Source organism: Janthinobacterium sp. SUN033, assembly GCF_030397595.1.
GTDB lineage: Bacteria > Pseudomonadota > Gammaproteobacteria > Burkholderiales > Burkholderiaceae_D > Janthinobacterium > Janthinobacterium kumbetense.
This window is the reverse complement of sequence record NZ_JAPQNV010000002.1, coordinates 323454-336226: the sequence shown is the minus strand read 5'-3', so window position 1 is coordinate 336226 and position 12773 is coordinate 323454. Positions and strand designations below refer to the sequence as shown.

Sequence of the window (12773 nt, the reverse complement as noted above, 5' to 3'; positions counted from 1 at the left end):
ATGAAAATTGCAATCTTACCCGGCGACGGCATCGGTCCTGAAATCGTCGCGCAAGCCGTCAAGGTCTTGAATGTGCTGGGCGAATCGTTCGAGCTGGAAAGCGCGCCCGTGGGCGGCGCCGGCTATGCGGCCCATGGCCACCCCTTGCCGGAAGGCACGCTGGCGCTGGCCAAGGCGGCCGATGCCGTGCTGTTCGGCGCCGTGGGCGACTACCAGTACGACAATCTGGAGCGCCAGTTCCGTCCCGAGCAGGCGATTTTGGGCTTGCGCAAGAACCTGGGCCTGTTCGCCAACCTGCGTCCGGCCATTCTGTATCCGGAACTGGCGGGCGCCTCGACCCTGAAACCGGAAGTGGTGTCCGGCCTGGACATTTTGATCATCCGCGAATTGACGGGCGACATTTATTTCGGCCAGCCCCGCGGCGTGCGCGAGTGCCCGGACGGTCCGTTCAAGGGCCAGCGCGAAGGATTCGACACGATGCGCTATGCGGAAGGCGAAATCCGCCGCATCGCCCACGTGGCCTTCCAGGCCGCGCAAAAGCGCGACAAGCGCCTCACCAGCGTGGACAAGGCGAACGTGCTGGAAACGTTCCAGTTCTGGAAAGACATCGTCATCGACGTGCACAAGGAATACCCGGATGTTGCGCTCGATCATATGTATGTCGATAACGCGGCCATGCAGCTGGTGCGGGCGCCGAAGAAATTCGACGTCATGGTGACCGGCAACATGTTCGGCGACATCTTGTCGGACGCGGCCGCCATGCTGACGGGTTCGATCGGCATGCTGCCGTCGGCCTCGCTGGACGCCAACAACAAGGGCCTGTACGAGCCATCGCACGGTTCGGCGCCCGATATCGCGGGCAAGGGCATCGCCAATCCGCTGGCGACGATCTTGTCGGCCGCCATGATGTTGCGTTATTCGCTGAATCGTGAAGAGCAGGCAAACCGCATCGAAACGGCCGTGAAGCAGGTGCTGGCGCAGGGCTTGCGCACGGCCGATATCCATGAAGCGGGCACGACTTTGGTCGGTACCGAGGCCATGGGCGATGCAGTTGTAAAAGCACTGGGATAAAATAGTCTAATGACGGCAGTCGCCGTCTCATCTTGAGGAATGGTAATGAAATTAGTTGGCTTGGTAGGTTGGCGCGGTATGGTCGGTTCGGTCCTGATGCAGCGCATGCAGGAAGAGGGCGATTTCGCCCACATCGAACCGGTGTTTTTCACCACCTCGAACACGGGCGGCGCGGCGCCGGCCATGGCGAAGAATGAAACCATCCTCAAGGATGCCAACAACATCGCCGAACTGTCCAAGTGCGACATCATCATTTCCTGCCAGGGCGGCGACTACACGAGCGCCGTCTTCCCGCAGCTGCGCGCAGCGGGCTGGAATGGCTACTGGATCGATGCGGCCTCGACCTTGCGCATGGAAAAAGACGCCGTCATCGTGCTCGACCCCGTCAACCTGCACGTCATCAAGGATGCGCTGGGCAAGGGCGTCAAGAACTACATCGGCGGCAATTGCACCGTGTCGTGCATGATGATGGGCCTGGGCGGCCTGTTCCAGCACGACCTGATCGACTGGATGACGTCGATGACGTACCAGGCGGCATCGGGCGGCGGCGCGCAGCACATGCGCGAACTGCTGACGCAATTCGGCACCATCAACGGTTCCGTCAAGGCGCTGCTGGACAACCCCGCTTCCGCCATCCTGGAAATCGACCGCCAGGTGCTGGCCACCCAGCACGGCTATTCCCCGGATGAAATCAAGCAATTCGGCGCGCCGCTGGCCGGCAACCTGATCCCGTGGATCGACAAGGACCTGGGCAACGGCCAGTCGAAGGAAGAGTGGAAGGCCGGTGCGGAAACCAACAAGATCCTGGGCCGCGGCATCGATTTCGGCACGAAGGAAATCCCGGTCGACGGCCTGTGCGTGCGCATCGGCGCCATGCGCTGCCATTCGCAAGCCTTGACCATCAAGCTGAAGAAAGACGTGCCGCTCGATGAAATCAACGACATCATCGCCAGCAACAACCAATGGGTGAAATTCGTGCCGAACACGCGCGAAGCGTCCGTGCGCGACCTGTCGCCGGCCGCCGTCACGGGCAGCCTGACGATTCCCGTCGGCCGCGTGCGCAAGATGAGCATGGGCGGCGAATACCTGTCCGCGTTCACCGTGGGCGACCAATTGCTGTGGGGCGCGGCCGAGCCGCTGCGCCGCATGCTGCGTATTTTGTTGGACGCATAACGGCAATTAATTGCTGATCCAGATCAAGCCGGGGCTGTTTTCCCGGCTTTTTTTTCGTCCTGAGCCCGTCAAGGCTCAACCATGCGGAGCTTGCATAGCTCTGGGCATGATGATATGTTGATACCTCTGGAAAAGTAACAGTTTTCCCATGTCAACTAAGATGCCGCCAACTATGCCTGTACACACTCGTCCCCGGGTCGCCTCCCTTGCCATTAAAACACTCAGCAGCGCTGTCGCCTGTGCGGTGTTATTGTCACCGGCGGTATCCGCAGCCGAGCTGGGCAAGATCACGGTGCTGTCCGCCGCCGGCCAGCCGCTGCGCGCCGAGGTCGAATTATCGGCCGTCAAGCCAGGCGAGGCTTCGAGCCTGCTGGCCAAGCTGGCGCCGCCTGATGCCTATCGCCAGGCCAACGTGGAATTCAATCCCGCCCTGAACGCCTTGACGTTTGCCGTGGAAAACCGCAACGGCAAGTCCTTCATCCGCATCAGCTCGGCGCAACCGGTGGCCGAACCCATGGTCGACCTGCTGCTGGAGCTGAGCAGCAAGAGCGGCCGCCAGGTGCGCGAATATGCGTTCGTGCTCGACACGCCCGAAGCGCGCCAGACGCGCGGCGCGCAAGTGACGGCGCCAGTCGAGCCTGGCAAGGCCAAGCCGGCCGCTGCCGCCGCCGATGCTGCGCCACCAGCCGCGAAAAAGGCGGCAGGCGAATACAAGGTCAAGGCGGGCGACACCCTGAGCCGCATCGCCAGCGAACTGAAGCCATCGGGCGTGTCGCTCGACATGATGCTCGTCGCCCTGTACCGCGCCAATCCCGACGCCTTCAAGGGCGAGAACATGAACCGCATGCAGGCCGGGCGCATCCTGGCCGTGCCGGGTGCGGACACCGTGCGCGCCACCGGCGCGGCTGAAGCGAAGGGCATCGTGACGGCGCACGCCATCGATTTCGACGCCTACCGCAACAAGCTGGCAGGCCAGGTGTCGCAAAGCAAGCCGGCCAAGGCCGCGCAAGCGACGCAAAGCACGGCCGGCAAGATCGGCCCGACCAAGGTGCAGGAAAAACCGACGGCCGTGAGCGAGTCGCAAGACAAGCTGAAACTGTCGAAGGCGGAGCCGGCAGCCAAGTCGGCCGGCAAGAGCGCCGTTGCCAGCGAAGAAGACAAGATCGCCAAGGCGAAGCAGGTCGATGAAGCGGCCGCCCGCGTCAAGGAACTGGAAAAGAACGTCAGCGACCTGGAAAAGTTGATGGCGGTCAAGAGCAAGGCCATGGCCGACAAGAGCGCCCCGGCGCCCGCCAAGCCGGCCGAGGCCGCTGCCAGCGCATCGGCCAGCGCCGTCGCCAGTGCACCTGCCGAAGCCCAGCCGCCCGTGCCGAAGGCGAAACCGGTGCCGCTGGTGAAAAAGCCATCGCCGCTGGAACCGACCTTCGCCGACAAGATCAGCGACCACCTGGGCGCCATCGGCATCGGCCTGGCCGCGCTGCTGGCCGCCGTGGCCGCGCTGGTGATCGCGCGCCGCCGCAAGGAGACGCCGCCGCCCGCCGAAGATATCGCCCCCGTGTTCGAGCCGGAAGCGCCAGTGGCGCCGCCGGCCGGCCTGGCGCCGGAAGATCAGCAATCCGAAGCGAGCAATCACCTGTTCGGCACGGGCGCCGCCGCTGCCGGCGTGGCCGCCGCAGCGGGCGCCAGCATGCTCGACGCGAATGAAACGGACCCGGTCGCCGAAGCGGACGTGTATATCGCCTACGGCCGCGATGGCCAGGCGGAAGATATCCTCAAGGAAGCCTTGCGCATCCACCCCGAGCGCCATGCCGCCCGCTTGAAGTTGCTGGAAATCTATTCGGCCCGCAACGACGTGCGCGCGTTTGAAGACCAGGCCAGCGAGCTGTACAGCCTGACGCGCGGCCAGGGCGAAGAGTGGCCGCAGGCGGCCGCGCTGGGCCTGGCGCTCGACCCTGCCAATCCCCTGTATGGCGATACGGAAGACGACGCCGTCGTCAGTCTGAGCAAGGCTGCCGGCGACGACTTGCATGGCCAGAGCATGGATTTGCCTGACGATTTGTCTACTCCTGCGCCGCTGGCCGACCTGGTGCCGGCCGAACCGGTGTCTTCCGTGGCGGCCCGCGATGCGCGCGATCCGCTCGATTTCGACCTCGACAGCCTCGACTTCGAGCCCGTTTCCACCAGCGACCCGATCGTCATGCCGGGGCCGGACAGCAAGCCTGTTTCTGCCGCGCAGGATGCGCACGATGTGCACTATGACGCCAGCATGGATTTCGGCCTGGACCTGGAGCCGCCAGCCGGTCCCGTGAATGGCGTGGGTGCCGGCTTGACGCCGTTGCCTGATCCGTTGAAGGATGTCGACCTGGCCCATTTCGACCTCGACGAGCCTGTCGCGCCCGCTGCCGCGCCGGTGGCGGCGGCCGAGCCTTCCATCGACAGCCTGTTTGACGATGCGCAAACGCCCGCCACCTTGCCGGAAGCCATACCGCCGGCGCAGGAATTCGACCTGTCCGGCATCGACCTGGACCTCAACGATGGCAAGACGGCCAGCGTGGGCGTGGACGACCCGCTGTCGGCCATCCACATGGAAATGGATACCAAGCTGGACCTGGCGATCGCTTACCAGGAAATCGGCGACAAGGAAGGCGCGCGCGAGCTGATCGATGAAGTCATCAAGGGCGGCAGCGAAGAGCAGGTGAAGAAAGCGAATACCATGAGAGCTTTGCTGAGCTAAGCACCTGATACGACGTCCATGGCTGCGTTGCACGGTCTCGCCGTACTATTCGTACTGTCTTCGACCGCGCGCCTTGCCCTGAACGCCGTCTCAGGCGCTTGTGTGGCCGGAAGGCGGGGCCGCCTTTGCGCCGGTATAATGCTTCGATGCAAAATATTACGACAGCAACGCCATTGAAGCGTATCGTCCTCGGCCTGCAATACGACGGCACGGCCTGGCACGGATACCAGAAGCAGGAAGACGGGCAGACGGTGCAGGACCAGCTGGAAAACGCGCTGGAACAGTTTGCCCGCGTACGCCTGGCCACCACCTGTGCCGGCCGCACGGATACGGGCGTGCATGCGCTCGAGCAAGTCGTGCATTTCGATACGGAATTGAACCGCGATGTGCACTCGTGGGTGCGCGGCGTCAACGCCTTCCTGCCGAAATCCATCGCCGTGCGCTGGGCCAAGGAACTCGAAGGCGATCCGACGGTCAATGACTTCTTCCACGCCCGTTTCAGCGCGCGCGCACGCACCTATCATTATGTGTTGTACAACAACGCTACCCGTTCGCCGCTGGTGGAAGGCCGTGCCGGTTTCTTTTTCCGTCCGCTGGACGTGGAACTGATGCGCCAGGCCGTGCAGCCGCTGCTGGGCTGGCACGATTTCACGGCCTTCCGTGCCGCGCAATGCCAGGCCAAGTCGCCTGTCAAGCTGATGCATGACATCCGCATCGAGCGGCGCGGCGATTGCGTGATTTTTACGATTACGGCCAATGCCTTCCTGCACCACATGGTGCGCAACCTGGTCGGTTCGCTCGTCTACATCGGCACGGGACGCGAAAAACCGGACTGGCTCGGGCACTTGCTTGAAAGCCGTGACCGTCATGCGGCTGCGCCCACGTTCATGCCGGACGGCTTGTACCTGGCGCAGATCGATTACGATCCGAAATGGGCCTTGCCGCAAGACAGCAGCAGCGCCTTGCCCTGGTTTTGATCTGCATCAATAAAGGATAGCCATGCCTCGCACACGCATCAAGATCTGCGGCCTGACCCGCGCCGAAGACATCCAGGCCGTCGTGGCGGCGGGCGCCGACGCCATCGGCTTCGTGTTTTATCCGAAAAGCCCCCGTTACGTCACGCCGCAGCAGGCGGCCAGCCTGATCGCCGCCATGCCGCCCTACGTGACGACGGTCGGCCTGTTCGTCAATGCCACGCTGGAAGAAGTGCAGGCAACAAAGGCCGTGGCGCCATTGTCTCTGCTGCAATTTCATGGCGACGAGACGCCCGAACACAGCGCCGCGCTGGCTGGCGCCGTGAATACGCCGTTTACGCAAGTGTTCCGCGTCAAACCCGACACCTCCTTTGAAGATTTGCTAGAATACGAACAGCGCTATCGCGCCGCCAGTCCCTTGTTTTCGAGTCTCTTGCTCGATACCTATGTGGATGCCTACGGTGGCGCAGGAAAGGTATTTGATTGGTCCCTCATTCCAAAAGAACTCGCGCCTCGGGTCGTTTTAAGTGGTGGCTTGAGCGTACAAAACGCGACTGACGCAGTGGTGCGCGTGCGCCCTTACGCCGTCGACATCAGCAGTGGTGTCGAAGCGTCCAAGGGCATCAAGGACGCATCCCGTGTCCGCGCGTTTATCGCCGCGGTGCAGGATGCCGATGCCATCATTGCCAGAGGAAACAACCATGAATGACCACACCACCGCGCCCGGCGCAGCCGCCGCATTGTTCCACGCCACCGATTACCCGTTTCCCGACCTGCGCGGCCACTTCGGCCCGTACGGCGGTTCCTTCGTTGCCGAAACGCTCACGCATGCGCTGGCCGAGCTGAAGGAAGCCTACGCCCGCTACAGCGTCGATCCGGAATTCCTCGAAGAATTCCGCTACGAGCTCAAGCATTTCGTCGGCCGTCCGTCGCCGATCTACCACGCCAAGCGCTGGTCTGAGCTGGCGGGCGGCGCGCAAATCTATTTCAAGCGCGAAGACTTGAACCACACGGGCGCGCACAAGATCAATAACGTCATCGGCCAGGCCCTGCTGGCCAAGCGCATGGGCAAGCCGCGCATCATCGCCGAGACGGGCGCGGGCCAGCATGGCGTGGCCACGGCCACCATCTGCGCCCGCTTCGGCCTCGAATGCGTGGTCTACATGGGCAGCGAAGACGTCAAGCGCCAGGCGCAGAACGTGTACCGCATGAAATTGCTGGGCGCCACCGTCGTGCCCGTCGAATCCGGCTCCAAGACCCTCAAGGATGCGCTGAACGAAGCCATGCGCGACTGGGTCACGAATATCGAAAACACCTTTTATATCATCGGCACCGTGGCCGGCCCCCATCCGTATCCGATGATGGTGCGCGACTTCCAGTCCGTGATCGGCGAGGAATGCCTGGTGCAGATGCCGGAAATGACGGGCCGCCAGCCCGACTACGTGCTGGCCTGCATCGGCGGCGGTTCAAACGCCATGGGCATCTTTTACCCGTATATCGACCAGAAAGACGTGAAACTGATCGGCGTGGAAGCGGCCGGCGAAGGCCTGGACACGGGCAAGCACTCGGCCTCGCTGACGGCCGGTTTCCCGGGCGTGCTGCACGGCAACCGCACCTATCTGTTGCAGGATGAAAACGGCCAGATCATCGAGACGCATTCCGTCTCGGCCGGCCTCGACTATCCCGGCGTAGGCCCGGAACATGCGTGGCTGAAAGACTCGGGCCGCGCGCAGTATGTGTCGATCACGGATGAGGAAGCGCTGCAGGCGTTCCACGATTGCTGCCATATCGAAGGCATCATCCCGGCCCTGGAATCGTCGCATGCGCTGGCCTACGCGGCCAAACTGGCGGCCACCTTGCCGAAAGATAAAATTGTATTGGCCAACCTGTCGGGCCGCGGCGACAAGGACATGCATACCGTGGCGGAACGCATGGGACTCAATTTCAGTTAAACAGCTGAAAGATCCCGCGCAGGTCGGATGAGCGCACAGCGCGCCATCCGACATCTCTCACCGATAATACGAAAGCTCGCCATGTCCCGTATCTCCGCCACTTTTGCCAACTTAAAATCCAACAACAAGACCGCCCTGGTCACCTTCATCACCGCCGGCGACCCCGGCCCCGACGCCACCGTGCCCCTGATGCACGCGCTCGTCGAGGGCGGCGCCGATGTGCTGGAACTGGGCGTGCCGTTTTCCGACCCCATGGCCGAAGGCCCCGTCATCCAGCGCGCCTGCGAGCGGGCCTTGAAATTCAACGTCGGCATCCACGACGTGTTCGGCTATGTGCGCCAGTTCCGCGAAACCAACCAGACGACGCCCGTGGTGCTGATGGGCTATGCGAATCCCATCGAGCGCATCGGCAGCGCCGCATTTATTGATGCAGCGCAAGCGGCCGGCGCCGATGGCGCCATCGTCGTCGACTATCCGCCGGAAGAATGCGAGGAATTCGCGGCCGCCATGCGTGCAGCGGGCCTGGACCTGATCTTCCTGCTGGCGCCCACCTCGACTGAAGAGCGCATCGCGCAAGTGGCCAAGGTTGGCGGCGGCTTCAGCTATTATGTGTCGCTGAAAGGCGTCACGGGCGCCGGCAACATTGATACGGAACAGGTGGCAGAGCGCCTCGCGGCCATCCGCCAGCATGTAAAATTGCCTATCGGCGTGGGCTTCGGCATCCGCGATGGGGCCACGGCCAAGGCCGTTGCCAAGGTGGCCGATGCCGTCGTGATCGGCAGCCGCATCATCCAGGAGATTGAAAATGCCCCGGAAGGCGGCGCCGTCGACGCCGTGCGCAGCTTTACGGCAGGCATCCGCGCCGCACTGGACGCCTGAGCAAGCTTGCCGTTTACGCAATATGCGTTGGCGGCAAAGTTCGACAGCCCGGCGATAAACGGCTACACTTCGGCCACTGATTTGCCTGTTATTGTGCAATAGATAAAATTTTTGGTGGCGCCCTGCGGGGCGTCGCCGTTTACCGTCTGCCGGGGGCGTCCACCGACGCTACCCCTACAAGGGCCCAAGGAGAAAATATGAGTTGGTTGGAAAAACTGCTGCCACCGCGCATACAGCGTTCTGATGCTGCCGCGCGCAAGACCATGCCGGAAGGCCTGTGGGTCAAATGCCCGTCGTGCGAAGCCGTGCTGTACCGTACGGACCTGGAATCGAATTTGCACGTGTGCCCGAAATGCGATCACCATATGCGCATCCGCGCGCGTGAACGCCTCGACAGCCTGCTCGACGCGGGCGGCCGCTATGAAATCGGTCAGGAAATCCTGCCTGTCGATACCTTGAAGTTCAAGGACAGCAAGAAATACCCGGACCGCCTGAAATCCGCCATGGAAGCGACGGGCGAGACGGATGCGATGGTCGTCATGGGCGGCGCCATCATGAGCCTGCCGGTTGTCGTGGCGTGCTTCGAATTCGAATTCATGGGCGGCTCCATGGGCTCCGTCGTGGGCGAGCGCTTCGTGCGCGGCGCGCAAATCGCGCTGGAACAGAAAGTGCCGTTCATTTGCATCACCGCCACCGGTGGCGCGCGCATGCAGGAAGGCTTGCTGTCCCTGATGCAGATGGCGAAAACCACGGCCATGCTGACCAAGCTGTCGGAAAAGAAATTGCCATTCATCAGCGTGCTGACCGACCCGACCATGGGCGGCGTGTCCGCCTCGTTCGCCTTCATGGGCGACGTGGTCATTGCTGAACCGAAAGCGCTGATCGGCTTTGCCGGCCCCCGCGTGATTGAAAACACCGTGCGCGAAAAACTGCCGGAAGGCTTCCAGCGCGCCGAGTTCCTCGTCACCAAGGGTGCCGTCGACATGATCGTCGACCGCCGCAAGATGCGCGAAGAAATCGCCCGCCTGCTGGCCTTGTTGCAAAACCAGGCCGTCGAAGTCTTGGCGTAACGCCAACGTAACAGGCCGGGCGGCGTCCGCAGGACACGCCCGGTTGCCACGCCACACCATCTCCGCGCCTCGCGCACTGTCTCCTCATCAAGAAGTCTCCCATGCACAAGCTCCCCACCACCTTGCCGGACTGGCTCGCCATGCTGGAAACCCGCCATTCGGAAACCCAGATCAACATGGGCCTGGACCGCGTGCAAGCCGTCAAGGCGCGCATGCAGCTGGCGTTTACTTGCCCCGTGATCATGGTGGCGGGCACGAATGGCAAGGGTTCCACCTGTGCCATGCTGGAATCCGTGCTGTTGCGTGCCGGCTACAAAGTGGGGCTGTACATCAAGCCGCACTTTCTCGATTTTAACGAGCGCGCCCGCGTGCTGGGCGAGATGGCCAGCGACGAACAGATCGTCGCCAGCTTCAATGCCGTCGAAGCCGTGCGGGGCGACACGCCGCTGACGTATTTCGAATTCACCACCCTGGCCATCCTGCACCTGCTGTCGCAGGCCAAGCTGGACGTGGCCATCCTGGAAGTGGGCCTGGGCGGGCGCCTCGACGCCGTCAACGTGATCGATGCGGACGTGGCCATCGTCACCAGCGTCGATATCGACCACACGGATTACCTGGGCGATACGCGCGAAGCGATCGGCTTTGAAAAGGCGGGCATCTTCCGTCCGGGCAAGGCAGCCATCTGCAGCGACCCCGTGCCGCCGCAGTCGCTGATCGACCATGCCGAGGCCATCGGCGCCGACCTGTGGCTGATGGGCCGCGATTTCAACTATTCGGGCGACAAGCAGCAGTGGAACTACGGCGGGCGCGAGCAGCGCCGCAATTCGCTGGCCTACCCGAGCTTGCGCGGCGCCAACCAGATCCTCAATGCGACGGCCGTGCTGGCCGCGCTGGAAGTGCTGAAGCTGAAACTGCCCGTGGGCGCGCAGGAAGTGCGCACGGGCCTCGTGACGGTGGAGCTGCCGGGCCGCTTCCAGGTCTTGCCTGGCCGCCCCAGCGTGATCCTCGACGTGGCGCACAACCCCCACGCGGCGTCGGCGCTGAACCAGAACCTGGGCAATATGGGTTTCCACCCGTACACCTATGCCGTGTTCGGTTCCATGCACGACAAGGATATCGATGGCGTGCTGGCCGCCATGAGCGAGCACGTCGACCACTGGTGCCTGACGGGCCTGCCTTCGCCGCGCGCGGCCACGGCCTCCGAACTGGCCGCCAAGGTGCAGATCATGCTCGAAGATAAGCCCGACAGCAGCGAACATACTGTGTCTATTTTCGATGATCCGGCACAAGCTTTTGCAAATGCAATGAGCCGGGCCGGTGAGAATGATAGAATTGTGGTCTTTGGTTCTTTCCTCACCGTCGCCGGCGTGATGAAGGCCCGAAAATCCTCACTTCACTGAAACGCACTCGACTGAAAATCACGCATGGGCTTGTTCTCGAAACTGTTTAAAAACAAGCAAGAATCCTCTGGCGAAGACAGCGGCTTTTATGTCCCTGGCGAAGCACAGTCGCCGACCCGCAAACGCGCCGCCAACACCTCCGGTGGCGGCGGATCGCGCCGTGGCGGCAAGGAAGCGCCGGATCCGGTCTTGCCTGAAAAAAAGCGCGCACGCCGCCGCCTGGTCGGGGCCATTGCCCTAGCCCTGGGCGTGGCTGTCGGCTTGCCGATGCTGCTCGACTCCGAGCCGAAGGCGCCGTTCAACGATATCGCCATCGATATTCCGTCGAAGGAAAAGGCCGTAGCGCCTGCACCGGCGCCCGTGCCGGCCGTTCCGGTCCGGGCCGCATCGAATGGCCTGGACCAGTCCGAGGAGATCGTCGACGCGCCGCTGCCGCCTGCGGCCAAGCCGACGCCTGCACCGGCACCCGTGCTGGCCGCCGTCCAGCCTGCGCCGGTCAAGCCAGCCTACGTGGAACCGAAACCCGAGCCCAAGCCGGTCAAGGTGGAGCCAAAACCGGAACCGAAGCACGAAACCAAGCCGGAACCCAAGGCCGAGCCGAAACACGAGTCCAAGCCTGAGCCCAAGCATGAAGTAAAACCGGAAGCCAAGCCCGAGCCGAAGCCTGCCAAGCCGGCGCAATCGGCCGACGATGCCGCGCGCGCGCTGGCCATCCTGGAAGGCAAGCCGCAGGACAAGCCGCAAGAGAAGGTGCAGGACAAGGCGCACGACGCCGGCAGCGGCAAGTTCGTGGTGCAGGTGGCGGCGCTGGCGACGCAGGACAAGGTTGACGAATTGCAGGACAAGCTGCGCGAAGCGGGCATCAAGTCGTACACGCAGAAAGTCTCCAGCCCGGCGGGCGAACGCATCCGCGTGCGCGTGGGACCGTTCGGCAGCCGCGAAGACGCCGAAAAGACCCGCGCCAAGCTGCAAAAGCTGGGCCTGGGCGGCAGCCTGGTACCGGCGTGATGTTGCAAGGCTGAACGGGCGTGACGATCTTCGATTACCTGGTGCTGTTCGTGCTGGTGACGTCCGTGCTGATCAGCATGATGCGCGGCCTGGTCAAGGAAATACTGTCATTGGTCAGCTGGATCGTGGCTTTTGTCATTGCCAATGCCTATGGCGCCACGTTGGCGAAATTCCTGCCGGAAGCCGTGCCGGGCGAAGCCATCCGATTGTTGCTGGCCTTCGTGGTGCTGTTCATCGGTGTGCGCATTTTGATGGGATTGCTGTCCATGACGGTCGACGCGCTGGTCAAGGTGACGGGCCTGAGCCTGGCCGACCGCACTCTGGGCAGCCTGTTCGGCGTGGCGCGGGGCCTTGTGATCGTGCTGACCGCCGTCATCTTGTGTGGCATGACGTCCATACCGCAGCAGCCATTCTGGAAAAACGCGCAGCTCAGCCCGCTCGCGGAACAGGGCGCGCGCGCCATCAAGCCTTATCTGCCTGCCGCTTACGCGCAGCATGTGAAATTTTGAATT

General features: G+C 63.0%; 11 protein-coding genes. All 11 read left to right on the top strand.

All coding sequences use genetic code 11. The features are described from left to right. The 11 genes from leuB to OX460_RS10050 all read left to right on the top strand — a co-directional run bounded on the left by leuB (position 1) and on the right by OX460_RS10050 (position 12770). Positions 1-1071, top strand: coding sequence for a 3-isopropylmalate dehydrogenase (gene leuB / locus OX460_RS10100; protein ID WP_099666992.1), 1071 nt, complete (start codon positions 1-3; stop codon positions 1069-1071). Between the two features lie 45 nt (positions 1072-1116). Then, positions 1117-2244 carry an aspartate-semialdehyde dehydrogenase gene (gene asd / locus OX460_RS10095; RefSeq protein WP_071653756.1) on the top strand — a complete coding sequence of 376 codons (1128 nt, stop codon included), beginning with the start codon at positions 1117-1119 and terminating at the stop codon, positions 2242-2244. 244 nt (positions 2245-2488) lie between these two features. Continuing rightward, positions 2489-4978 carry a FimV/HubP family polar landmark protein gene (locus OX460_RS10090; RefSeq protein ID WP_289898565.1) on the top strand — a complete coding sequence of 830 codons (2490 nt, stop codon included), beginning with the start codon at positions 2489-2491 and terminating at the stop codon, positions 4976-4978. Positions 4979-5151: 173 nt separating this feature from the next. Next, positions 5152-5955 (top strand): tRNA pseudouridine(38-40) synthase TruA, encoded by an 804-nt coding sequence (gene truA / locus OX460_RS10085; protein ID WP_099666995.1) that lies wholly within the window; start codon positions 5152-5154, stop codon positions 5953-5955. A gap of 22 nt (positions 5956-5977) precedes the next feature. Continuing rightward, positions 5978-6661 carry a phosphoribosylanthranilate isomerase gene (locus OX460_RS10080; RefSeq protein ID WP_099666996.1) on the top strand — a complete coding sequence of 228 codons (684 nt, stop codon included), beginning with the start codon at positions 5978-5980 and terminating at the stop codon, positions 6659-6661. Next, a complete protein-coding gene (trpB, locus tag OX460_RS10075; protein WP_289898564.1) occupies positions 6654-7904 on the top strand; it encodes a tryptophan synthase subunit beta in 1251 nt (416 codons plus the stop codon). The genes OX460_RS10080 and trpB overlap by 8 nt, the downstream gene beginning before the upstream one ends. 81 nt (positions 7905-7985) lie before the next feature. Continuing rightward, entirely contained in the window at positions 7986-8783 is a 798-nt protein-coding gene (gene trpA, locus OX460_RS10070; RefSeq protein ID WP_251350432.1) for a tryptophan synthase subunit alpha, read from the top strand. Between the two features lie 197 nt (positions 8784-8980). Further along, positions 8981-9853, top strand: a complete 873-nt coding sequence (gene accD, locus OX460_RS10065; RefSeq protein WP_010400390.1) for an acetyl-CoA carboxylase, carboxyltransferase subunit beta — start codon at positions 8981-8983, stop codon at positions 9851-9853. A 101-nt stretch (positions 9854-9954) separates the two neighbouring features. Beyond that, a complete protein-coding gene (gene folC, locus OX460_RS10060; RefSeq protein ID WP_289898563.1) occupies positions 9955-11253 on the top strand; it encodes a bifunctional tetrahydrofolate synthase/dihydrofolate synthase in 1299 nt (432 codons plus the stop codon). Between the two features lie 24 nt (positions 11254-11277). Further along, on the top strand, positions 11278-12261 hold the full coding sequence (locus OX460_RS10055; RefSeq protein WP_289898562.1) for an SPOR domain-containing protein: 984 nt from the start codon (positions 11278-11280) through the stop codon (positions 12259-12261). Between the two features lie 20 nt (positions 12262-12281). After that, positions 12282-12770 carry a CvpA family protein gene (locus OX460_RS10050; protein ID WP_077407525.1) on the top strand — a complete coding sequence of 163 codons (489 nt, stop codon included), beginning with the start codon at positions 12282-12284 and terminating at the stop codon, positions 12768-12770. The last annotated feature ends 3 nt before the right edge of the window (positions 12771-12773 follow it).